General features: G+C 74.2%; 22 protein-coding genes and 1 tRNA gene. 3 read left to right on the forward strand and 20 right to left on the reverse strand.

The annotated features are described in order from the left end of the window. Positions 1-56: 56 nt before the first annotated feature. From DWV08_RS05560 to DWV08_RS05600, 9 genes are all read right to left on the reverse strand, one after another. Complete coding sequence (locus DWV08_RS05560; RefSeq protein ID WP_241237384.1) at positions 57-2,309, reverse strand: primosomal protein N' family DNA-binding protein; 2,253 nt, start codon at positions 2,307-2,309, stop codon at positions 57-59. Next, complete coding sequence (locus DWV08_RS05565) at positions 2,279-2,662, reverse strand: FKBP-type peptidyl-prolyl cis-trans isomerase (RefSeq protein WP_115412889.1); 384 nt, start codon at positions 2,660-2,662, stop codon at positions 2,279-2,281. The genes DWV08_RS05560 and DWV08_RS05565 overlap by 31 nt, the downstream gene beginning before the upstream one ends. A 39-nt stretch (positions 2,663-2,701) precedes the next feature. Continuing rightward, the gene (locus DWV08_RS05570; RefSeq protein WP_115412890.1) at positions 2,702-3,643 is read right to left on the reverse strand and encodes an FKBP-type peptidyl-prolyl cis-trans isomerase; all 942 of its coding nucleotides are present in this window, start codon (positions 3,641-3,643) and stop codon (positions 2,702-2,704) included. Positions 3,644-3,746: 103 nt separating this feature from the next. Then, complete coding sequence (gene pafA / locus DWV08_RS05575; protein WP_115412891.1) at positions 3,747-5,150, reverse strand: Pup--protein ligase; 1,404 nt, start codon at positions 5,148-5,150, stop codon at positions 3,747-3,749. 4 nt (positions 5,151-5,154) lie between these two features. Then, positions 5,155-5,346, reverse strand: coding sequence for a ubiquitin-like protein Pup (locus DWV08_RS05580; RefSeq protein WP_115412892.1), 192 nt, complete (start codon positions 5,344-5,346; stop codon positions 5,155-5,157). A 10-nt stretch (positions 5,347-5,356) separates the two neighbouring features. Then, complete coding sequence (dop, locus tag DWV08_RS05585) at positions 5,357-7,045, reverse strand: depupylase/deamidase Dop (RefSeq protein ID WP_115412893.1); 1,689 nt, start codon at positions 7,043-7,045, stop codon at positions 5,357-5,359. Then, a complete protein-coding gene (arc, locus tag DWV08_RS05590; RefSeq protein ID WP_115412894.1) occupies positions 7,042-8,622 on the reverse strand; it encodes a proteasome ATPase in 1,581 nt (526 codons plus the stop codon). Before arc ends, dop begins: the two co-directional genes overlap by 4 nt. A gap of 28 nt (positions 8,623-8,650) precedes the next feature. Then, positions 8,651-9,718, reverse strand: coding sequence for a tRNA (adenine-N1)-methyltransferase (locus DWV08_RS05595; RefSeq protein ID WP_241237383.1), 1,068 nt, complete (start codon positions 9,716-9,718; stop codon positions 8,651-8,653). A 43-nt stretch (positions 9,719-9,761) separates the two neighbouring features. Beyond that, entirely contained in the window at positions 9,762-10,874 is a 1,113-nt protein-coding gene (locus DWV08_RS05600; RefSeq protein ID WP_115412896.1) for a site-2 protease family protein, read from the reverse strand. Positions 10,875-10,952: 78 nt separating this feature from the next. Between DWV08_RS05600 and DWV08_RS05605 the strand changes: the two genes are divergently transcribed. Next, complete coding sequence (locus tag DWV08_RS05605; protein ID WP_115412897.1) at positions 10,953-11,762, forward strand: PAC2 family protein; 810 nt, start codon at positions 10,953-10,955, stop codon at positions 11,760-11,762. Positions 11,763-11,811: 49 nt separating this feature from the next. Here DWV08_RS05605 and mshC read toward each other — a convergent pair whose 3' ends face one another. The 3 genes from mshC to DWV08_RS05620 all read right to left on the reverse strand — a co-directional run bounded on the left by mshC (position 11,812) and on the right by DWV08_RS05620 (position 14,443). Then, positions 11,812-13,053, reverse strand: a complete 1,242-nt coding sequence (gene mshC / locus DWV08_RS05610; protein WP_115412898.1) for a cysteine--1-D-myo-inosityl 2-amino-2-deoxy-alpha-D-glucopyranoside ligase — start codon at positions 13,051-13,053, stop codon at positions 11,812-11,814. 34 nt (positions 13,054-13,087) lie between these two features. After that, entirely contained in the window at positions 13,088-13,960 is an 873-nt protein-coding gene (locus DWV08_RS05615; protein ID WP_115412899.1) for an undecaprenyl-diphosphate phosphatase, read from the reverse strand. A gap of 168 nt (positions 13,961-14,128) precedes the next feature. Further along, a complete protein-coding gene (locus tag DWV08_RS05620; RefSeq protein ID WP_115412900.1) occupies positions 14,129-14,443 on the reverse strand; it encodes a DNA primase in 315 nt (104 codons plus the stop codon). A gap of 98 nt (positions 14,444-14,541) precedes the next feature. On the opposite strand from DWV08_RS05620, the gene DWV08_RS05625 reads away from it, so the two are divergent. Then, complete coding sequence (locus tag DWV08_RS05625) at positions 14,542-14,820, forward strand: DUF5703 family protein (RefSeq protein WP_115412901.1); 279 nt, start codon at positions 14,542-14,544, stop codon at positions 14,818-14,820. A 63-nt stretch (positions 14,821-14,883) separates the two neighbouring features. After that, complete coding sequence (locus tag DWV08_RS05630) at positions 14,884-15,387, forward strand: hypothetical protein (RefSeq protein WP_115412902.1); 504 nt, start codon at positions 14,884-14,886, stop codon at positions 15,385-15,387. Positions 15,388-15,394: 7 nt separating this feature from the next. Here the strand turns inward: DWV08_RS05630 and DWV08_RS05635 are convergent, their stop codons facing one another. From DWV08_RS05635 to alaS, 8 genes are all read right to left on the reverse strand, one after another. Then, positions 15,395-16,240 carry an RNA methyltransferase gene (locus tag DWV08_RS05635; RefSeq protein ID WP_115412903.1) on the reverse strand — a complete coding sequence of 282 codons (846 nt, stop codon included), beginning with the start codon at positions 16,238-16,240 and terminating at the stop codon, positions 15,395-15,397. After that, the gene (locus tag DWV08_RS05640; protein ID WP_115412904.1) at positions 16,237-16,704 is read right to left on the reverse strand and encodes a tRNA (cytidine(34)-2'-O)-methyltransferase; all 468 of its coding nucleotides are present in this window, start codon (positions 16,702-16,704) and stop codon (positions 16,237-16,239) included. Before DWV08_RS05640 ends, DWV08_RS05635 begins: the two co-directional genes overlap by 4 nt. A gap of 104 nt (positions 16,705-16,808) precedes the next feature. Next, a tRNA-Leu gene (locus DWV08_RS05645) sits at positions 16,809-16,894 on the reverse strand. 93 nt (positions 16,895-16,987) lie between these two features. After that, positions 16,988-17,398: a hypothetical protein gene (locus DWV08_RS05650; RefSeq protein WP_127097503.1), complete on the reverse strand. Its 411-nt coding sequence runs from the start codon at positions 17,396-17,398 to the stop codon at positions 16,988-16,990. Positions 17,399-17,451: 53 nt separating this feature from the next. Beyond that, on the reverse strand, positions 17,452-18,312 hold the full coding sequence (locus tag DWV08_RS05655; RefSeq protein ID WP_115414923.1) for a shikimate dehydrogenase: 861 nt from the start codon (positions 18,310-18,312) through the stop codon (positions 17,452-17,454). Then, positions 18,309-19,478 (reverse strand): endolytic transglycosylase MltG, encoded by a 1,170-nt coding sequence (mltG, locus tag DWV08_RS05660; protein ID WP_115412906.1) that lies wholly within the window; start codon positions 19,476-19,478, stop codon positions 18,309-18,311. The genes DWV08_RS05655 and mltG overlap by 4 nt, the downstream gene beginning before the upstream one ends. After that, positions 19,475-20,023 carry a Holliday junction resolvase RuvX gene (ruvX, locus tag DWV08_RS05665; protein WP_115412907.1) on the reverse strand — a complete coding sequence of 183 codons (549 nt, stop codon included), beginning with the start codon at positions 20,021-20,023 and terminating at the stop codon, positions 19,475-19,477. Before ruvX ends, mltG begins: the two co-directional genes overlap by 4 nt. Then, positions 20,020-22,728: an alanine--tRNA ligase gene (alaS, locus tag DWV08_RS05670; protein WP_115412908.1), complete on the reverse strand. Its 2,709-nt coding sequence runs from the start codon at positions 22,726-22,728 to the stop codon at positions 20,020-20,022. The genes ruvX and alaS overlap by 4 nt, the downstream gene beginning before the upstream one ends. Positions 22,729-22,849: the final 121 nt, after the last annotated feature.

Genomic DNA, 22,849 nt, shown 5'->3' on the forward strand with positions numbered 1-22,849 from the left:
ACGGCCCCGGCGCCGGCCGGACGCGGTCCGTGCAGGCCGGTGGAGTGCGGCACCTCTCAGAACACGTCGGGCGGGTCCAGGCGCACCCGCAGGGAGCCGCGCGCCTTGCGGGCGCTGCGGGCGGCGACCCCGGCGCGCAGCGCCGCGGCCAGGTCCCGGGAGCGGGCCGGGTCGATCCGCACCACGGCGCGGGCGCGGTCGCCGGCGTCGGGCCCCTCGAGGTCCACGGGGCCGAACACGGCGGTGCCGTCCGGCAACTCCACGGTGTCGAGGAATCCGCGGCACGCGTCCCGGTCGCCCACGATCTCCGCCACCCGGGTGTACGGCGGCAGGTCCAGCTCCCGGCGATCGGCCAGCACCCGGTCGAGGAAGGCCCCGGAGCGGTGGGCCACGAGGTCCCGGATCGCGGGGAGCGTCGCGGTGCCCACCACCAGCACCTCCCCGCCCTCGTCCCCGGTGCGCACCAGGGCGATGGCGTTGCGCCAGCGCCGGATCGCCTCGACGTCCGCGTCGAAGGCGGCCCGGCCCAGCGCCGCATCGGCGTCCAGCAGCAGGCAGGCGGCGTAGCGGTCCGGCGGCGCGGGCTCCGCCCCGGGGGTGGAGACCACGATGGCGCCCTCGGGCACGTCCTCGTCGGCGAGGGCGCCGTGGGCGCCGCCGGCCACCTTCAGGGGGGCGTCGGGCAGCGCGCGGTGCAGCTCCTCGGCGGTGCGCGCGGAGCCGATCACCATGGCGCGCACGTGGGTGCGATCGCACTCGGGGCAACGGTAGCCGTCCTCGCGGCGGCCGCACACGGTGCAGTGCAGGGGCCCGCCGCGCCCCGCCTGGGACAGCGGCGCGGCGCACTGCGGACAGCGGGCGCGGGTGCCGCAGAAGGTGCACGCGATCGCCGGCGCATAGCCAGTGCGCGGCACCTGCACCAGCACCGGACCGCGCTCCAGCCCGCGGCGCAGCACCCGCATCGCCTCCTGCGGCAGGCGGGAGCGTCCCGAGGGGCCCTCGCGGTCGCGCAGGTACTGGTCCATCGCCACGATCCGCGGGCGCACGGCGTGCACGGGGGCGGGCAGCGGGTCGAGACGGGCCAGGTACCCGGCCTCCACCAGCGAGTGCAGGGCGATGGACGGGGAGGCGCCCAGGAACAGCAGGGCGCAGCGCTCCTCCGCGGAGCGGCACTGCAGCACGGTGCGGGTGTGCGGGTAGGGGGCGCGGGGCTCGACCAGGAGATCGTCCGCCTCGTCCCAGCAGATCACCAGCGCGAGATCCCGCACCGGGGCGAAGGCGGCCGAGCGGTTGCCGAGCACCACCCGGGTGGTGCCGCGCAGGATGCGGCGGAAGGTGCGGTAGCGCTTCTCGGGCCCCTCGGTGCCGGCCAGCACCTCGTGGGCGACGCCGCGGGCGGTGAGCAGGCGCGACATCCGCGCCACGTCCCGCTGGTCGGGGGCGATGACGAGAGCGCCGCGGGAGGGGTCGAGGTCCTCGATCGCGTCGGCGGCGAGGACTGTCCAGGACTCCGCCGGGTCGAGCGTGAGCGTGGCTCGCGGCACCGGCCCGTCGGGCCTGCCGGCGCGGGCCAGGAGGGCGGCGAGGCCCGGGTAGCGGTCGCCGGGGCGGGGCGGGGCGGCGGCCGACGGGTCCGCTGCGGCGCCCGCGTCCTCGCCGGGGTCGCCGCCCGTCTCCGCCTCGGCGGCGGGCTCCGGGGCGGTGGGCTCCTCGGCGGCGGCGCGCTCCTTCTCCTCCGCCGCACGGTCCGCCTTCTCGGCGCGGGCGTGGCGGGGCGGCAGGGCGAGGCGCAGCACGTCGCCGACGGTGCCGGCGCAGCGCGCGGCCACGTCCTCGCAGGCCCGCATCAGGGCGGGCGGGACCACCACGTCGTCGGAGACCAGGCGGCTCAGCGCGGCCAGCGGACGATCCGTGGTGGGGGTGTCGCGGCGCTCGAGCACGATGCCCTCGGTGTCCCGGCCGGAGAACCGCACCCGCACCCGCATGCCGGGACCGGCCGCCGCGGTGGCGGGGGTGACGGCGTACTCGAAGGGGCGGTCCAGGTGGGGCAGCACGCCCACCAGGCGCACGCTCGCCACCGGCCGCTCCTCGACCACCTCGAAGCCGGCGGTGGTGCGCAGGCCGGAGGCCCGGGCCGCGTCCGGGCGGTCCGGGTCGCGCGGCGTCGCGGCCGGCGGGGAGGGATCGGGGACGGCAGCGGCGGGGGCCGCGAAGAGGGGGGCCTGGCCGTCGGCCGGCTCCTCCGCGCGCTCCCCCGCCGCTGACCGGGCGGTGTCGCTCAGCGCTTGTGCACCGCCACCAGGTCGCACACGAAGATCAGCGACTCGCCGGGGGCGATCACCGGCGGGGCGCCGCGGTCGCCGTAGGCGAGGGAGGCGGGGATCTCGAGGCGGCGGCGGCCGCCCACCTTCATCCCCTGCACGCCCTGGTCCCAGCCGGAGATGACCTGGCCCACGCCGAGCTGGAAGCGCAGCGGCTCGCCGCGGTCCCAGGAGGCGTCGAACTGCTCTCCGGTGGAGTGGGAGACGCCCACGTAGTGCACGTCGACCACGTCACCGCGGCCGGCTTCCTCGCCGTCGCCCAGGATCTCGTCGGTGCTGAGCAGCTCGGTGGGGGCGGGGCCCTCGGGGTGGTCGATCTCCGGCTTGCTGCGATCGGTCATCGCGGTCTCCTCCTGTGGTGGATGGAAGGGGGTCGGGGGTCAGTCTGCCCTGTGCGCGGCGTCGAGGACGTCCACGACGAAGATCAGGGTCTCACCGCCCAACTCATGGGCCTCGGGATCCTCGCCGTAGGCCTCGGCGGGCGGGATCACCAGCATCACCTGCGAGCCGACGGGCAGATCCAGCAGGTTCTCGTCCCAGCCGGGGATGACCTGGCCCTCGCCCTGCACGAAGGAGAACGGCGCGCCGCGCTCCCACGAGGAGTCGAACTGGGAGCCGTCGGACCACTTCCATCCGGTGTAGTGCATGGTGAGGTAGTCCCCGGTGCGGGTCGAATCGCCGGAGCCCGTGATCAGCTGCTCGCGCACCGTCTCCGTCGGTGCCTCGCCCTCCGGGGCGCCGTCCAGCGCCGGCGCGCCGTCCTCGGCGAGGGTCACGGCCGGGTAGTCGCCGGAGGGGTCCCCCGCCTCGCCCTCCGCCCGCAGCGGGGAGACGATGCGGTCCACGTCCGCGACCTGGAGCAGGGCGTAGGACTGCCCGGTGGAGGACTGCTGCCAGCCGGCCATCACGAAGCGGGAGCCCACCGCCATCGTGGTGAACACGTCGAAGGCGGCCTGGCCCACGGTGTCCACGCTCACCTGCACGCCGCTGGCGGGCGCGCCCTGCCACCAGGACTGCAGCGTCTCGCCGGTGGAGGCGTCCACGTACAGGTGGCGCCACACCACCACGTCGCCGTCGGCGATGGTGTCCCCGTCGCCGGGGACCACGATCTCGGCGGCCGCGGCGGAGATGTCCAGCGGCGCCTCGAACTCGACCGTCGGCTCCGCGCCGAGGTCCTCGCTCACGGTGACGCCCGCGAGCGCGTCGCCCCCGCCGCCGTCGGAGGCACCGGAGGCGGAGCCGGAGTCGTCGGTGCAGGCGGCGAGGCCGATGGCGGCGGTCGCGGCGAGCGCGGTGGTGAGCAGGGTGCGGCGGCGGATCACGTCAGGGCCTTTCGGAGCGGTCTGCCCGGCATGGGCGGGACCAGGGTACGGGCGGGAGCTGGGCGTTGGCCCGGGGACGGCGCGACGGGCGCCGCGATGCCGGTCACGCGAACGGGGGCGGGTCCTGCGCGGCGCCCGTGCCGGTGGTGCGAATCTCCTCCAGCAGGGCGTCCACCGCGGGCAGCTCGGTGGTGAAGGGGTCGAGCACCTGGACCGGCATCGCGCCGGGCCGGGTGAGGCGCAGCGTGGTCCAGTCGGCCACGTGGTCCACGCCGTGCTGCTGGGCGGCGCTGACGAAGCGGCCGCGCAGGTGGGCGCGGGTGGTGGCGGGGGCGATGGTGCGCGCCGCCTCGACCCGCTCCTCGGGCAGCACCTGCGGGGCGAGGCCGCGACGCTGCAGGGCGTGGAAGACGCCCTGAGCGGGATCGATGTCGTGGTACGCGAGCTCGAGGCGCTCGATCGCGGGATCGTCCAGTCCCACGCCGCGACGCTCGGCGACCTGCGTGAACAGTCGCTCCTTGATCGCCCAGTCCAGATGCGTCGAGGCCCAGGAGCGGTCGCCGGTGCGCACCGCGTCCAGGGCGCGCTGCCAGGTCTCCAGCACGTCGCGCTCCTCGTCGTCGACGAGGTCCGTCACGTGGTCGAGCCACCGCTGCTGGATCTCGAGCGCGGTGGTGGTGCCACCGCCCGCCAGCGGCAGCGCCGCGGTGCCGGTGAGATCGCGGGCCACGGCGCGGATCGCGGCGATGTCGTCGTGCAGCCCGGCCTCGGGCAGGGCGCGCCCGGACTCGATCGCGCGCAGCACCAGGTCGGTGGTCGCGAAGCGGAGACGGGTGGAGACCTCGCTCATCGTCGAGTCGCCCACGATCACGTGCAGGCGGCGGAAGCGGGTCGGGTCGCCGTGCGGCTCGTCGCGGGTGTTGATGATGGGGCGGGTGCGGGTGGTGGCGGAGGAGACCGCCTCCCACATGTGGTCGCTGCGGCGGGAGAACACGAACTGCGCCTCGCCCTCCGTGCCCGGCGCGGGGCGCACCACTCCCCCGGCCCCGGTGACGATCTGGCGGGTCACCAGGAACGGCAGCAGGTAGCGGGGAAGCCGGGTGAACTCCCCCCGCCGGTCCACCAGATAGTTCTCGTGGGAGCCGAACGCGTTGCCGGCGGAGTCGACGTTGTTCTTCAGCAGGTGGATCCTCGCGTCCTGCCCGTCCTCGGCGAGGCGCCGGTTGGCCTGCTGGGCGAGGTCGTCGAAGATCCGGTCGCCGGCGCGGTCCTGCGCCACCAGCTCCCACCAGTCGTCGCACTCCGCGGTCGCGTACTCGGGGTGTGAGCCGACGTCCAGGTACAGCCGTGCCGCGTTGCGCAGGAACACGTTCGAGGAGCGGCCCATCGCCACCACGGGCCGGAACAGCTCCCGGGCGGCGGCCTCCGGCTCGAGCGCCCGCGAGCCGTCGGCCCGCACGCACACCAGCCCGTACTCCGTCTCCAGTCCTCCCACACGGCGCTTCATCGGGTCACTGGCCGCCCTTCTGCACGAAGGAGCGCACGAAGGTCTCCGCGTTGGCCTCGAGCACGGAGTCGATCTCGTCGAGCAGGTCGTCGGCGCCCTGCGCGGAGGCGAAGGTCTGCCCGCCGGTGACGGCCTCGTCGCCGGCGCCGGGCTCGTCGCCGCCGGCGCCGGGGGCGTTCAGGGACTGCTGGGACATGGTGTGCTCCTCATCTGTCGGTGACGGCTCGGCGCAGCGCGTCGAGGATCGTCTCGGGGTGGTCGGCGGGGTCGATGCCGTGGGCGTCGCACCAGGCGGCGGAGCCGATCCGTGGATCGGCCAGGCGCAGCCGGTGCCCGCCCTCGGGCCCGGTCAGCGTGATCGCGTCCCATCCGGCCGACGGGACGTGCGCGCGATGCGCGGCGATGAGCCCGCCGCGCAGGTGGGCGCGGGTGGAGCGGGGCGCGGTGAGCACCGCCTCGTCCACCTCCTCCTGCGCGACCAGGGCAGGGACCGCGCCGGCGGCACGCAGCTTCGCGAACAGGCCGCGGCCCGGGCGCAGGTCCGAGTACTGCAGGTCCACCATCGCCAGGCGCGGATCCGCCCAGTCCAGGCCGTGCCGGGTGCGGTAGCGCTCCAGCAGCGCCAGCTTCGCCACCCACTCCACGCGGTCCGCGGCGCGCATCGGGTCCTCCTCGAGCAGGTCGAGGATCTCCTGCCACCGGCGCAGCACCTCGGCGGTCTCCTCGTCGTCGGCGTCGGCCGCCGCGGCGAGGGCCTCGAGGTGGGCGCGCTGGATCTGCAGCGCGGTGAGGCGGCGCCCGTCGGCGAGCTCCACCGTGGTGCGCAGGGTCGGGTCGTGGCTGAGCGCACGCACCGCGGCGACCGGGTCCACCAGGCGCAGATCCGGCAGCAGCGCCTGCCCGGTGCGCTGCTCCGCCTCCAGCGCGGCGAGCACCAGGGAGGTGGTGCCCAGCTTGAGGAAGGTGGACTCCTCCAGCAGGTTCGCGTCCCCGGCGATCACGTGCAGGCGACGGAAGCGGGCCGGATCCGCATGCGGTTCGTCGCGGGTGTTCACCAGGGGCCGGTTCAGGGTGGTCTCCAGCCCCACCTCCGCCTCCATGAAGTCCGCGCGGGAGGAGAGCTGGAAGCCCGGCTCCTGCCCCCGGGTGCCGCGGCCCACACGACCCGCGCCCACGATCACTGGACGGGTGGCGAGGAAGGGCAGCAGCGCCGCGACCACGCGCTCGAAGGGCACCGCACGGTCCACGAGGTAGTTCTCGTGGGTGCCGTAGGAGGCGCCCTTGCCGTCGGTGTTGTTCTTGTACAGGGCCGCCTCGGGGATGCCGTCGGCGGCCTCCAGCAGCGCCATCGCGCGCCGGGCGATCTCCTCCCCGGCGCGGTCCGCGACCACGGCCTCACGGGCCCGGAGCACCTCGGGTGCCGAGTACTCGGGATGGGCATGATCCACGTACCAGCGGGCGCCGTTGCGCAGCACCGCGTTGCCGATCGAGCGCTGGGTGGCCCAGGCCAGCACCTCGGCGTCGTCCCCGGGCGGCGCGATCTCGGGACCGGCCAGCGGCTGATCGAGCTCCACGCTGGGCACGTGCGCGTCCCGCACCTCGTCGGTCAGCTGGGTGGGATGGGCCGCGGCGCGCTGCAGCTCGAAGCCGCGCGCGTCCCGCAGCGGGGTCTCGTCCCCGTAGTCCCAGCGCACCCGCCGGCCCCGCTCCCCCTCGGCCGGATCCAGCAGCGCATACGCACCCACCACCAGGTGGCTCAGCAGGATCGAGCTGCCCGCCCCGGAGCGGGCCCGCTCCTCGAGATCGGCGTGGACCACCCCGAACTCGGTCTCGATGCCCATCACCCGCTCGGTGGTCAGCGGCGTGGGGCCCGTCCCCGCGGCGGCCTCGCTCATGCCGTCCCCTCCTCGTGGTCGCCGGCGACCGCACGGCTGCGCCCCTGGAGCGGCACCACCGCCTCGACGCGTCGGCGCCCGCCGCCGCGATGGCCCGTGATCCGCGCCCAGTCCTCGGGATGCGCGGCGGAGGGCATGTCCTCGTTCTCCAGGAACTCGGTGGTGATCGCCTCGCGCAGGTGCTGCGAGCCGACGCCCACCGCGCCGGTGGCGAGCTGGTCCTTGACCGCGAGCTTCTTGGCGCGGTCCACCACGTTGCGCAGCGTGGCCCCGGAGACCACGTCGCGGAAGTGGAGGGTGTCCGAGCCGCCGTCGGAGTAGTCCAGGCGCACGAAGGCGGAGTCCGGGCCGTCGTCGTACAGCTCGCGGGCGGCGAGGTCCAGCAGCGCCTCGCGGTCCTCGCGCACCGGCACGGACCCATCGAGGTACAGGCCCAGGATCTCCCGGCCGGCGCGCTGATTGGGGCGGCGCACCCGGATCTTCACGTCCAGCCGTCCCGGGCGCAGGATGGCCGGGTCGATCATGTCCTCCCGGTTCGAGGCGCCGATGACGATCACGTTGTCCAGCCCCTCCACGCCGTCGATCTCGGCCAGCAGCTGCGGCACGATCGTGGTCTCGACGTCGCTGGAGAGCCCGGTGCCGCGGGTGCGGAACAGCGCCTCCATCTCGTCGAAGAAGATCACCACCGGGTGATCCGCGGCGGCCTTCTCGCGGGCGCGCTCGAACACCAGGCGGATGGACCGCTCCGACTCGCCCACGTACTTGTTCAGCAGCTCGGGCCCCTTGACGTTGAGGAACGCGGAGTTCTCCAGCGCCTCGGCCACGCTGACGCCTCGCACCTCGGCGCTGCGCAGCACCAGCTCGTGCGCCACGGCCTTGGCGATCATCGTCTTGCCGCAGCCGGGCGGGCCGTACAGCAGCACGCCCTGCGGCGGGCGCAGGCCGTAGGTGCGGTACAGGTCCTGCTGCAGGAACGGCAGCTCCACCGCGTCGCGGATCGCCTCGATCTGCTCCCCGAGGCCGCCGATCTGGTCGAAGGAGACCTCCGGCACCTGCTCGAGCACGAGGTCGCTGATCTCCGCCCGGTCGATCCGCTCCATCACCAGCTGGGCCCGCAGGTCCACCAGCACGTGGTCCCCGGGATGGAGCTGCTCCTCGGCGAGGTCGCCGGCGCGGCGCAGCACCCGCGTGTCGTCGGGCGCGACCGCGACCAGCACCCGGGAGTCCGCGAGCGCCTCGACCACCGGCACCACGTTGCCGGAGTCACCGGGCGCCACCGCCTCCACGGCGGCGAGGGCCTCGTTCAGGCGCAGCTCCGCCCCGGGGGTCAGGGCGTCGAGGTCGAGGGAGGCGGAGGTCGCCACGCGCAGCCGCCGGCCGTGGTGGAGCACGTCGATGGTGGTGCCCTCGCAGCGGCGCAGGAAGGTCGCGTACGAGTTCGGCGGATCCCCCACCCGCTCGAGATCGTTCTTCAGCTCCACGATCTGCGCGCGGGCGGCGCGCAGCCCGGCGGTGAGGCGGTCGTTGCGCGCGGCGAGCTGCTCGAGCTCCGCGCTCATCTCGGCGTAGGTTTTCATCGTGCCTCGGCCTCCTTCCCGGTGCCTCTCAGCGGTCCCTGCCCTGGCGGATGTCGCGCAGGGCGCGCTTGAGCTTGCGCGGGGCGACCCCGCGCTCCCCGAGCTCCTGCGGTCCCCACTCGCTCTCGGAGCCGCCGAAGCCGTCGTTGTCGGGGTGGTCCAGCTCCTCCGCGTCCCGCGAGCCGGGCGCGGGCCGGGTGGCGCGGGTGAGCGCCTGCTGCCCGTGGGCGGTGCGGCGCGCGGTGAGCAGGAAGCCGGTGTGCGCGTTCATGCGGTGCTTGGGCCGCACCGCGAGGCCCTCCAGGTGCCAGGGGCGCACGAAGGACTCCCAGGCGTCCGGCTCGGTGAACTCGCCGTGGGCCCGCAGCGCCTCCGCGGTGCGGGAGAGCTGGGTGACCGTGGCGACGTAGGCGAGGAACACCCCGCCGGAGACCAGCACCTCCGCGGCGGCGTCCACGCACTCCCAGGGGGCGAGCATGTCCAGCACCACCCGGTCCACCGCGGGCTCGCCCGGGGACAGGGTGGGGGCCAGCTCCTGGAAGTCGCCCACGGAGAGCTGCCAGGAGGGGTGCGGGCCGCCGAAGAACGTCTCCACGTTCTCGCGCGCCACCTCGGCGAAGTCCTCGCGGCGTTCGATCGAGTGCACGCTCCCCTCGGCGCCGACGGCGCGCAGCAGCGCGGTGGTGAGACCGCCGGAGCCCACCCCGGCCTCCAGCACGCGGGCGCCGGGGAAGATGTCGCCCCACATGAGGATCTGCGCGGAGTCCTTGGGGTAGATGATCGCGGCGCCGCGCGGCATCGAGAGCATGTAGTCCGCGTACAGCGGCCGCAGCGCCTGGTAGCGGGTGCCGTGGTTGTCCTCGACCACCACGCCGTCCTCGGCGCCGATCAGCTGGTCGTGCCCGAGCACGCCGCGGTGGCTGTGGAACTGCCCGCCGGGCTTGAGCGTGATCGTGTGCAGGCGATTCTTGGAGTCCGCGAGCTGCACCTTGTCCCCCAGGGCGAAGGGTCCGGTGCGGTCCAGGCCGCGGCGGGGCGCGCGGGGGGCCGGGCCGGGAGCCCCGTCGTGGGCGGCGGGCGGCGGCTGCTCAGTCATGTCCGCCAGCATATGGCCTGCGCCGACGCCCGGACCACGGTGTTCACCGTCCGCGCAGGAGAGTGTTGACCTGCGCGCTCATGATCACACCCCGGGCGGTGCCGTCGGGCCCGAGCACCAGGTAGGCCGGGGCCGGATCGGCGAGCATCGCCTCCACCAGGTCGTCGCCGCGCAGGGTGGCAGGCAGCGCCACCAGGTCGCCCAGGGCACGGGCGACGGCGCCCACCGCGGTGCCCGCGCGGCCGCCCGCCGGGACGGCGGCCGCGGCCTTGGGGTCGATGAGCAGGGCCCGTCCCAGCACCCGACCGTGCGCGGCGGCGGGATCGAGCACCAGCACGTCCTCGAGGGAGGAGCCCTCGAGCGCGGCCAGCGGCGCCGACGGCGGCACGATGCGCCGAGGCACGGCGAGCGAGGCGGCGTCCAGGGTGCGGATCCGGGCGGTGAGCGCCGCGCCCTCGAGCGCGCGGCTCGCGCCCTGCCACAGCATCCCGCCGATCAGCAGCGCCCACACCAGGGTGAGGAGGGAGAACGTGCCGGCCCCGCCGTCGCGCACGATGCGCCACAGCGGGAGCGCCACGACGGCCACCGCGATCCCGCGACCGAGCCAGGCCGTGACCCGGGTGCCGCGCTCCGGGCTGCGCAGCACCACCCCCAGCAGCGCCTCGAGCGCGCGCCCGCCGTCCATGGGCAGCCCGGGCAGGAGGTTGAACACGGCGAGCACCAGGTTCAGCCAGGAGCTCACCGAGAGGAACACCGCGGCGGCGCTGCCGGACTCCGTGAGCTGCACCCCGGCCAGGCTCAGCCCGGCCAGCACGAGGTTCGCGGCCGGGCCGGACAGGGACACCAGGATCGAGCCGAGCGCGGACATCTCGCGGGTGCGGTACTGGGTGTGCCCGCCCCAGAGGGTGAGGGCGATGTGATCCACCGTGGCCCCGAAGGACCGTGCGACCAGGGCGTGGGCGACCTCGTGCACCAGCACGGAGACGATCATGAACAGGCCGATGCCCACCGAGAGCAGCGCCACCGTGAGGGGCCCGGCCCCGCCGCGGGCCAGGGACGGGTACATCAGCACCGCGAACAGCAGCACCGTCACGAGGGTGCCGGGGCTGACGCGCAGCGGCGGCAGCGCGCCGAGGCGCAGCACAGGGCTCGTCATCTGCCATCTCCTCCGCCCACGGGGCGGGCGCCCGGGCACGGCGAGGATAGCCGCAGATCCTGAGCCTATGATGGAGCGATGAGTCGAATCGCCATCACGGCTTTCAGCGGATGGAACGATGCCGGCGAGGCGGCGACCGGGGTGGTGGAGCACCTGCACGAGGTGTGGCCCACCCGCCCGGTCGGCGCGATCGACGCCGAGGAGTACATCGACTTCCAGGTCAACCGCCCCGAGATCCGCACCACCGAGGAGGGGGCGCGGGTCATCGAGTGGCCGGACATCACCCTGCACCTGGTCACGCCGCCGCACGGCCCGGAGATCATCACCGTGCTGGGGCCGGAGCCCTCGGTGCACTGGAAGCGGTTCTGCGACGAGGTGCTCGAGCAGCTGCAGGAGCTGGACGTCACCGCGGTGCTCTCGCTCGGCGCCCTGCTCGCGGACTCCCCGCACTCGCGGCCGCTGCCGGTGAGCGCGCAGGTCGAGTCCGTCCCCGCGCAGCAGGTGCCGGGTGACGAGCAGTACACCGGGCCCATCGGGGTGCCGACGGTGCTCGCGCGCCGCACCGCGAGCGCGGGACTGCGCACGCTCAGCATCTGGGTGCAGGTGCCCCACTACGTGTCCCAGAACTCCTCGCCGAAGGCGGTGCTGGGGCTGCTGCGCGCCGTGCAGGACGAGGTGGAGGCACCGGTCCCGCTGGAGGAGCTGGTGGAGGATGCCGAGGCCTGGGAGCGCGGCGTGGACGAGCTGGCCCGCACCGACGAGGACGTCGCCGAGTACGTGCGCCGCCTGGAGCAGGCGCAGGACGCCGCCGGGCTGCCCGAGGCCAGCGGCGACGCGATCGCGAAGGAGTTCGAGCAGTTCCTCAGGCGCCGCCGCGACACGGAGTGACGCGGCCCTCCCCGCCCGGTGCCGCCGTGCGGTCACCGGGCGGGCGGTCTCACCGCGACAGCGCGATCCCGAACAGCGCGTCCAACGCGGCCGGGACGTCGCCCGGGCCCTCGGCGGGTGCGTCCGCACCGGTGCCGTCGGCCCAGGCGTCCAGCACCGTCAGGGCGCTCGGGGTGTCGAGATCGTCCCGCAGCGCCGCTCGCAGCCGCGCCACGGTCTCCGGGGCGCTCCCGCCCCGCGCGGCGGCGGCGCGGTACCGGTCCAGCCGCTCCCCCGCCACGTCGAGCTCGGCATCCGTCCACTCCCAGTCGCTGCGGTAGTGGTGCGCCATCAGCACCAGGCGGATCGCCATCGGGTCCACGCCGTCGCGCACCAGGCGGTGCACGAAGACCAGGTTCCCGAGCGACTTGCTCATCTTCTCGCCCTGGTAGCCGACCATGCCGCTGTGCGCGTAGGAGGCGGCGAAGGGGCGGCCGAGGCCGACCGCGTGGGCGGCGCCCAGATCATGGTGGGGGAAGACGAGGTCGCTGCCCCCGGCCTGCACGTCGAAGGGCAGGCCGATGCTCTGCTCGGCGATGCACACGCACTCCACGTGCCAGCCCGGGCGACCGCGACCCAGCACCCCGCCGTCCCAGGCGGGCTCGCCGGCCCGCTCGGCGCGCCACAGCAGCGGGTCGAAGCGGCCGCGCTTGCCCGCACGGTCCGGGTCGCCGCCGCGCTCGGCGAAGACCTCGAGCATCTGCTGCTCGGTCCACCCGGAGACGTCCCCGAGGGCGCCGTCGAGGGAGAGGTCCAGGTACCAGTCCGGGCCCGCGGCGTCCTCGGCATCGACCGGGTAGGCGCGGCCGCGCTCGTGGAGCGCGAGCACGAGGGCGATGATGTCGTCCATCGCCTCGCTCACGGAGCGGTAGGTCTCCGGGGCCACGATGCGCAGGGCCTCCATGTCGGAGGCGAACAGCGCCGTCTGCGAGGCGGCCAGCTCGCGCCAGTCCACGCCGTCGCGCCGTGCCCGCTCGAGGAGCGGGTCGTCCACGTCGGTGACGTTCTGCGCCATCTCGACGGCGAGACCCGCATCGCGCAGCGCACGGCGCATCAGGTCCGCGGCGTGGTACGTCGCCGCATGGCCGAGGTGGGTGGAGTCGTACGGGGTGATGCCGCACACGTACAGGCGGGCGGTGCCGGGCGTGAGGGGCGCGACGGGGGCGATCCGGCCGGTGCGGGAGTCGTGCAGCCGCAGCGGCAGCGACGAGGCAGGCAGGGGATCGAGAGCAGGGGAGGTCCAGGAATGCACCCGACGATCATACGATCCGCTGGTTGCGGGCGGGTCAGGCCCCTCCCAGCGGGTCCACCAGGCCGAACCACAGCAGGCCCAGCAGGGCGAGGCCGGCCACAATGCGGTAGACCACGAACATCAGGTACGACCGGTTCTCGATGATCCGCATGAACCACACGATCACGGCGTAGCCCACGCCGAAGGCCACCACGGTGGCCACCAGGATCGCCATCAGGGACGGCTCCCCCGCCGCCGCGGCCGCGGCGCGCCCCTCCCCCGTGAGCAGCGCCGGCACCTCCTTCACGGCCTTGTACAGGCCGGAGGCGAACACGGCCGGGACCGCGAGCAGGAAGGCGTAGCGGGCGGCGGCCTGCCGGCTGTACCCCATCAGCAGGCCGGCGGTGATGGTGCCGCCGGAGCGGGAGACGCCCGGGATCAGGGCCAGCGCCTGGGCGAGCCCGAAGAGGATGCCGTCGCGCACGGTGAGCTCGTGGAGCTCCTTGCGATGGGGCGCGATCCTGTCCGCGAGGCCCAGCAGCAGGCCGAACAGGATCAGCATCGTCGCCGTGATGTAGAGGTTGCGCAGGCTGTGGTCGATCTGCTCCTCGAACAGCAGGCCCAGCACGCCGATCGGGATCGAGCCGAGGATCACCAGCCAGCCCATGCGGACGTCCGGATCGGAGTGCGGGAGCTTCCCGGCCAGCGCCCGGAACCAGCGGCCGATGATGCGGGTGATGTCGTCCCAGAAGTACAGCAGCACCGCCGTCTCGGTGCCCAGCTGGATGATCGCGGTGAACGCCGCGCCCGGATCCTGCCCGGGATTCATGAGCTCCCCGACCACGCGCACGTGCGCGCTGGAGGAGATGGGGAGGAACTCGGTCAGCCCCTGGACGAGACCCAGGACGACCGCCTCGATGAACGACATGGACTCTCCTCGACGGGTGCGGCACCTCGGGGCCGCCGCCGTGCGGGGCCACCGGACCCGCACAGAGTACGCGGCGCCGGGCCCGGGGCCCGGCGCCGCGCAGCGGAGCAGTGGTGAAGAGTACGTGGAGGTCCCGGGCGCGTGGAGGGCCCGGGACGGCGCCGGGGCTCAGTCCCGGTCGTCCTCCTCGTAGTCGTCGTCCTCGTCCTCGTAGTCGTCGTCCTCGTCGTCGTCGAAGTCGTCGAGATCGTCGAAGTCGTCGTCCTCGTCCTCGTCGTCGTCCGCGTCGAAGACGATCAGCGGGGTGGCGACGTCGTAGGCGTCGAAGAGGGCGTCGTCGTAGGCGTCGAAGGCGGTCGAGAGCTGCTCGGTGGCGGCGTCGAGAGCCGGGTCGTCGTCGCCGCGCGAGGCCGCGGCGGCTTCGTAGTGGCGTTCGAGGGCGGCGATCAGCGCAGCGAGAGCGGAGCGAGGATCCGTGTTCATGAGTGGACCGTACCGCGAACAGCGGCACAATGGACAGAGCGCGGCGCGACTCGGATCGGGGCACGCCGTGGCAGGTCACCGAGCTCAGGAGGACACCCGTGATCCGACCCCGCACCGCACTCGTCGCCGGCGTGCAGCACGTCACCGATCCGCGGTCGTTCCGGGACCTCCCGGTGGAGCGGGGACGGCGCGCGGAGGACTACGAGTACCAGATCCTCACGGTGCCGCGGGGCGCCACGGTGGCGCAGGTCCGCGCCGAGCTGGCCGAGCAGGCCGAGTACGGGCGCTGGGAGCACGCCCGCACCCGGCTGTACCTCGGCGGCGGCAAGAAGGTGTGGATGCGCCGGCGGATCATCCGGGTGCAGTCCACGCTCTGAGGGGCCGTCCACAGCCGGGCGCCGCGCCGCTCGCGCCGCCCGCGGATCTGGTGCAATGGGGGCGTGCCCGAGATCCCCGTCGCCCTGCTCGCGGTGCTGCTGCTGGGCTACCTGCCGCCGGCGATGGTGCTGGCCTGGGTGGACGGGCGCGAGCACCGGCTGCCGAACCGCTGGGTGGGCATCCTCACGGCGGTGGTGGTGCTGGCCCTGGGGCTGCTCGCCCTCGCCCGCCCGGCGCTGCGGGAGGACCTGCGCACCGCCGCGGTGCTCGCCCTGGTGCTGGGTGCCGGCGCGATCCTGCTCGCGCTGCTCTCCCCGGCCCTGCTCGGAATGGGCGATGCGAAGACCCTCCCGGTGGTGGTGCTGATGGCGACCGCGCTCGGCGGCGAGGTGCTGATCGCCGCCCTGCTGGGAATCGCCCTGCTGGGCGGGGTGCTGGGTGCGGTCGTGATGGCGGTGACGCGGCGTCCCGGGGTGCGCTTCGCCGTGGGGCCCGTGCTGCTGGCCGGCCCGTTCCTCGGGCTGCTGGGCGCGCCGCTGGTCGCGGGCGCGCTGGGGACCGGCTGACCCTGCGTCAGGACCGCGCGGCACCCCGCTGGCGCCGTGCCTCGTAGAGTGCGATCGACCCGGCCACCGCCGCGTTGAGGGAGGAGGCGGTGCCGGTCATGGGGATCTCGGCGATCACGTCGCAGGCCTCGCGCCAGGCGGCGCTCATCCCGGCGGTCTCGTTGCCGACCACCACCAGCGTGGGCCCGGTGAGGTCCACCTGCGCGAGCTCGTGCCCGCCGGCCTCGTCCAGGCCCAGCACCGTCCACGCCTCGCCCTGCGCGCGCTGGCGCCCCACCCACTCCGCCACGTCGCGGGGCGAGGGCACGCGCAGCACGGGCAGCGCGAAGAGGGAGCCGGTGCTGGCGCGGATCGCGGCGGGATCCCAGGCATCCGCGCTGTGCCCGGTGAGCAGCAGGGCGTCGGCGCCCAGGGCGTCGGCGGTGCGGGCCAGCGAGCCGACGTTGCCCGGCGAGCCGGGACGGTCGAACGCCACCACGAGCCGTGGCGAGACCTCGTCGAGGCGGGACAGCGAGTCCGAGGGCACGGCGGCCAGGGCCAGCAGCTCCGGCGGCCCGTCCTCGCGCTCCCCCAGCTCGGCCATCAGCTCCGGCGCGAGCATGACCACCGGACAGGGCGCCGTGCGCAGCAGATCCTGCGCCCACCGGGACGGCTGGTCCCGGCCGTCGCTCAGCAGGGCGCGGAGCTCGATGCCGTGCGCGACCGCCTGCGTGAGGGGGCGCACGCCCTGGATCAGCATCTCCCCGCTGCGGGTGCGCTTGGAGCGGTTGGTCAGCAGCGCCTGCCACTGCTGGAAGAGGGCGTTGCGCCGCTCCAGCCGGGACGGCAGCGGGCGCGGCCCGCGGCCGCTCATGCGCCCGCCCCGTCGTACCCGAGCTGGCGCCACGCCTCGTACACCGCGATCGCGACGGCGTTGGAGAGGTTCAGCGACCGACGGGCCGGGCGCATCGGGATCCTCACCCGCTCGGTGATCCGCGGATGGGCGAGGACCTCCTCGGGCAGGCCGGTGGGCTCCGTGCCGAACAGCAGCACGTCCTCCCGGGCGTAGTCGACCTCCCCGAAGCCCACCTCGGTGTGCGCGGTGAAGGCCAGCACCCGCGCCCGGGGCACGGCGGCGAGGGCCTCGTCGAGGTCGCGATGGATGCTCACGTCGGCGAGGTCGTGGTAGTCCAGGCCGGCGCGGCGCAGCTTCGCGTCCTCGAGGTCGAAGCCGAGGGGCTCGATGAGGTGGAGGTGGGCGCCGGTGACGGCCGCGAGCCGGATCGCGTTGCCGGTGTTCCCGGCGATCGCCGGCTCGTGCAGGAAGACGTGGACCATGCCTCGGATTCTCCCACGGGCCGGCGGCGCGGCCCGGCCCTGCGCCGTACGGCCGGGGATGACGAAGAACCCCGATCCAGTGCTGGATCGGGGTTCCCCTGCGGTGTCCGAGGGGGGACTTGAACCCCCACGCCCTTAAGCGGGCACTAGCACCTCAAGCTAGCGCGTCTACCAATTCCGCCACCCGGACAGGTGATCGCCTCTGCGACGAGTAGAACAGTAGCACGTCCTGGACGGCGCACCGGCAGCGAATGCGCCCCTGCCAGCGGAAACGTGAACACAATCACGCGGTGGCGTCGATCCGGCCCGCCATCATCCCGTGCAGCACGTCCAGCACCTCGTGCACGCCGACGGCGAGGCCCTCGGCGCCCGGCTCCCCCAGTCGCTCGGCGAGGTCCTGCAGTGCGGCGGCGGCGAGCACGATCATGGTGGGATCGGGGTCGTCCGCGCCCGCCTCGCCCCACCCCTCCATCTCGGCGAGCAGTGCCGTGAGCTCCGCCGTGGCGGGACGGTGGTGCGGGCTCAGCAGCTCCACACGGGCACGGGTGGCGAGGGCGGTGCAGCGTCGCAGCATCGCGGTCGCGCTCTCCGGCTGCGGCCGCACAGGGCGGGGCGCGACGAGTGTGGGCCGACTCTCCCGTACCAGGTCCATGGTGGGTTCCTCGTGCTCGATGGTGGGGCCCCGAGGGCCCATGAGACACCGATCACTTTACTCACGCTTTACCCTTGCGGACAAGGGCGTGCGCCTCACTCGGCCGGGGACCCGGCGGCGCGTCCCAGGGAGAGCCGCGCCGCGGTGAGCATCTCCTCGACCGGCGCGGCCGGCACCGAGAGCATCGACCGCAGCTGCATGTCGGCCTGGTGCACCAGCATCTCCAGGCCGTCGGCCACCTCTCCCCCGGCCTCCTGGACCACGGCCGCCACCGGCGCGGGCCAGGGGTCGTAGAGCACGTCCAGCAGCACGCCCGGGACGGGATGGCTGGACAGGGCGCGCCAGCGGCGTGCCACGTCGCCCGCTCCGGGCGCCGCCAGGGCGGTGATCACGGCCTCGGCCGCGAGCACGTCGTGCTCCTGCCCCCAGGGCACGCGCCGACTCTGCAGCCCGCGCGCCTCGGCGAGTCGCTCCAGCGGCGCCAGCTTCTCGGGGCTGCGGGCCGAGAGCAGCACCGTGCGCGCACCGAGCTCGGCGGCCGCGGCGACCGCGCTGAGCGCCGTGGCGCCCGAGCCGAGCACGCCCACCGTGGAGGGCTCCCGCGCGCCGTGGTCGCGCAGCGCCGCGACGATGCCGTGCACGTCGTGGTTCTCGGCGCGCCAGCGACCGTCCTCCCGGCGCACCAGGGTGTTCGCGATCCCGAGCGCGCGACTGGTCTCGTCGGCCTCGGCGGCGAGGGCGAAGGCCTCGGGCTTCCCGGGCATCGTCACGCTCACGCCCTGCAGCGCGGCGCCGGGTCCCTCGGCGAGGAACCCCGCGAGCTCGCCGGCGCGCACCTCGTGCCGGGTGTAGGCGGCGTCGGCCGCACCGAGCGCCGCATAGGCCGTGCGGTGGAGCAGCGGGGAGAGCGAATGGGCGATGGGCGAACCCACCACGGCGAAGCGACGTGCGCTCATCCCTGCGACCGCTCCCATTCCTGCCACTCCTCGACGTTCTTCTCGTGCTCGGCGAAGGTCTCGGCGAACTTGGTCTCGCCGGTGTCGGTGTTGACGCTCACGAAGTACAGCCAGTCCCCCTCCGGCGGATCCACAGCGGCGTCGAGCGCCGGCTCGCCCGGCGCGGCGATCGGCCCCGGCGGCAGTCCCTCGTAGCGGTAGGTGTTGTACGGGCTGTCGGTGTTGCGCTCCTCGTCCGAGGTGGCGACGCTGCCGGACTTCCCGCTGGCGTAGTGCACGGTGGAATCGAACTGGAGCTTCATGGGGTCGCCGTCGGCCGCGCCGGCGCCCTCGAGGCGGTTGCGGATGGTGCGCACCACCTTCCCGTAGTCCTCGGGCAGGCGCACCTCCATCTCCGCCAGCGAGGCGATGGTGAGGGTCTCGTGCCACTGGTCCCGGGGGATGTCCCGGGCCACGAGCTGCTCCTCCATCGGCTCCCACATCATCGCGATGACGTCCTCGGCGGTGGCGTCCTCGTAGATGTCGTAGCGGCCGGGCCACAGGTAGCCCTCGAGCGACTCCGCCTCGTTCTCGGGGATGCCGTAGGAGGTGTAGTCCTCCGCGGCGTCCTCGAACTCCTCCACCTCGATGCCGGTCTCCTCCGAGAGCTGCGCCCAGATCTCGGTGAGCCGCTTGCCCTCGGGGATGATCACCCGGTGCCCGGTGAGGTTCGAGGAGTCCAGCAGGGCGTTCAGCGCGTCCGCGGAGGTCATCTCGAGGCGCAGGCTGTAGATCCCCGGCTCGATCGACGAGGCGTCCGGCGTGCTGCTGAAGATGTTCACGAACGGGCCGGTGCTCTTGATGACGCCCTGGTCCACGAGCGTGGCGGCGATGTCGGTGCCGGTGTCCCCCTGGGCCACCTCCACCACGGCCTCGCCGTGGCCGGGGCCCTCGAAGTCCGCGGCCTCGCTCTCCACGCTGATGTTGTCGGTGATCCAGCGGTACCCCTGCACCCCGCCCACGCCGAGGCCGCCCAGCACCAGCAGCACCAGCAGCACCGGCAGCACGCGGCGGGTGAATCCTCCGCGGCGGGGGGCGCGACGGCGCCCCCGCTTCCCGCGGCGGTGCGGGCCCGGCTCGTCCTGCAGGTCGGCGAGCTCGTCGAAGGAGACGTCCTCGTCGCTCATCGCGGCTCCTCCTTCGTCGGGTCCTCGGGCTGCGGCGGTGCGTCGGGGCGCTCCACGCGCTCGCCCGCCCTGGCGCCGGTGGCCCGCTCGGCATCGAGCGCCTGCTGCAGGATCATCACCGCGGCGACCTGGTCCACCACGGCCCGGTGCTTGCGGCCCTTCCGGCCGGAGCGGTGCAGCGCCTGGTGCGCGGTCACCGTGGAGAGACGTTCGTCGATCATCCGCACCTCGACGACCTCGTCGGCGTCCGCCAGCGCCGTCGCCAGCTCGCCCGCGAAGGCTCTCGCCTTCTGCGCGGCGGCCCCTTCGGAGCCGTCCAGCGAGCGCGGCAGCCCGACCATGATGACACGGGCCTCGAGCTCGCGCGCCTCGGCGACGACGCGGGCGAGGGCCGTGCCGCGCTCGAGCGTCTCGACCGGGGTGGCGATCATCCCGTCCAGATCGCTGCGGGCGAGCCCCACGCGGACATCGCCCACGTCCACCCCGAGGCGGGCGCCCCGGGGCAGGCCGGGCGTCTCCGGGGCGCCGTCGTCGACGGGGCTCATGCGGTGGGCGTCCCCGCCAGGGCCTCCCGCACCGCGCCCAGCGCCGCCGGGATCTCGGCGGGGGTGCCGCCGCCGCCCTGGGCGAGGTCGGGCTTGCCGCCGCCGCGACCGCCCATCGCGGCCGCGGCGCCCTTAAGGATCGCCCCGGCCGCATGACCGCGCTCGCGGGCCGCGGCATTGGTCGCGATCACCAGCGCGGCGCGGCCGTCCTCGTGGCCGGCCACGGCCACCACCACGGGCGCGTCCTCGCCGAGGCGGGTGCGCAGGTCGAGGGCGAGGGTGCGCAGGTCGCCGGCGGCGATGCCCTCGCCGGCGTCGTGGGCCAGCAGGCGCACGCCCGCCACGTCGGCAGCGGTCTCCACCAGCGCGCCGGCCTGGGCCTGGAGCTGCTGGCCGCGCAGCGCGGCCACTTGCTTCTCCATGTCCTTCAGTCGCTGGGTGAGCGAGCGCACCCGCTCCGGGAGCTCCTCCGGGCCGCCCACCTTCAGCATCTCGGAGAGCTGGGAGACCAGCGCGTGGGAGGTGGCCTGGTGGCGGTACGCCGAGAGCCCGACGAGCGCGTCGACGCGGCGCACCCCGCTGCCGATCGAGGCCTCGCCCATCAGCTGCACGGTGCCGAGCGCGCCGGTGGTCGCCACGTGGGTGCCGCCGCACAGCTCGCGGGACCAGTCCCCGCCGATGGAGACCACGCGCACGATGTCGCCGTACTTCTCCCCGAACAGGGCCTGCGCGCCGAGGGCCCGCGCCTCGTCGATCGGCATCTGCTGATCGGTGACGGTCAGCTCCTCCTGGAGGAGGGTGTTCACCCGGCCCTCGACCTGCTCGAGCACCGTCTTCGGCACCGCCTGGCCGTAGCGGAAGTCGAAGCGCATGCGGCCCGGCGAGTTCTCGGAGCCGGCCTGGGTGGCGCTGTCCCCCAGCTCCTCGCGGAGGGACTCGTGGACCATGTGGGTGGCGGTGTGGGCGCGGGCGATCGCGCCGCGACGGTCGCGGTCGATGGAGGCGATCGCGGAGACGCCCTGGGCGAGCTCTCCCTCGACCAGGCGGCCGCGGTGCACGATCAGCCCCCTCACCGGCTTCTGCACGTCGTCGACCTCGACGAGTCCGCCGCCGGTCAGCGCGATGCTGCCCTGGTCGGCGAGCTGGCCGCCGGACTCCGCGTAGAACGGGGTGGAGGCGAGCACCACCTCCACCTGCGCGGGCGCCTGGACGGCGTTGACCAGCGCACCGTCCACGAGTACCGACTCGACGGTGGTGGCGACGGTGTCCTCCGTGTAGCCCAGGAAGGGCACCTCGCCGCCGCGCTCGGTGAGCAGGCGGTTGTACACGGCAGTGTCGGTGTGACCGGTCTTCTTCGCGGCCGCGTCCGCACGGGCGCGCTCGCGCTGCTCCTGCATCGCCGCGCGGAACGCGTCGGCGTCCACCTGCAGGCCCACCTCGGCCGCCATCTCCATCGTGAGGTCGATCGGGAAGCCGTAGGTGTCGTGGAGCTTGAACGCCTCGTCGCCGGGGAGCACCCGGCCGCCGCCCTCGGTGGCGGAGCGCGCGACCTGGTCGAAGAGCGCGGTGCCGGTCTCGAGGGTGCGGCGGAACGCGTCCTCCTCGGCGCAGACCACCTCGGTGATGCGCTCCGCGTGCGCCTCCAGCTCCGGGTAGGACTCCGCCATCAGGCGCAGGGAGATCGGCAGCAGGTGCGGCATCGAGGGATCGGTGTGCCCCAGCAGGCGCATCGAGCGCACCGCGCGGCGGATCAGGCGGCGCAGCACGTAGCCGCGACCCTCGTTGCCCGGGCGCACGCCGTCGCCCACCAGCATCAGGGCGCTGCGCACGTGGTCGCCCACGATCCGCAGGCGCACGTCGTCCTCCTCGTCGGCGCCGTACCGGCGCCCGGAGAGCTCCTGCGCCTTCTCGATCACCGGGAAGATCTGGTCGATCTCGTACATGTTCTGCTTGCCCTGCAGCAGGTAGGCCAGGCGCTCCACGCCCAGGCCCGTGTCGATCGCCTTCTGGTCCAGCTCGCCGAGGAGCTGGTAGTCCTTGCCCTTGCCGGGGCCGCGCAGGAACTGGTCGAACACCAGGTTCCAGATCTCGAGGTAGCGGTCCTCGGCGCGCTCGTCGCCGGGCCACTGCGGGAGGGTCCCGGTGGGCGCGTCGGGGCCGTACTCGGGGCCGCGGTCGTAGTACCACTCGCCGGTGGAGCCGGCCGGGCCGGGCTGGCCCGTGTCCCAGCAACTCTCCTCCCAGGGCAGGCGCACGATGCGGGAGGGGTCCAGGCCGATCACCTCGGTGAGGTGGTCGTAGGACTCCTGGTCCTCCTCCCACAGGGTGATCCACAGCCGCTCGGGATCGAGCCCGTAGCCGCCCTCGTCCACCGAGGAGGTGAGCAGCTCCCAGGAGAAGTCGATCGCGCCGGCCTTGAAGTAGTCGCCGAAGGAGAAGTTCCCCGCCATCTGGAAGAAGGTGCCGTGGCGGGTGGTGCGGCCCACGTTCTCGATGTCGTTGGTGCGGATGCACTTCTGCACGCTCACCGCACGGTCGTAGGGCGCCTTCTCGCTGCCCACGATGTACGGGATGAAGGGGACCATGCCCGCGATCGTGAACAGGATCGACGGATCGTTCGAGACCAGGGAGGCACTGGGCACGACCTCGTGCGCCTTCTTCTCGAAGTGGGCGAGGAAGCGCCGATGGATCTCGGAGGTGCGCATGGGAGCGTGATGTCCTTCCTGGGGCTGCGCGGACCGGGCGCAGCGGGGGTGCGTGGGGCGGACGGTCGATGGCCGACGGGAAGTGCTGACACGAAGGCCCCGGTCAGGGTACCGGAGTACA

The sequence above is a fragment of the Brachybacterium saurashtrense genome (genome assembly GCF_003355475.1).
Lineage (GTDB): Bacteria > Actinomycetota > Actinomycetes > Actinomycetales > Dermabacteraceae > Brachybacterium > Brachybacterium saurashtrense.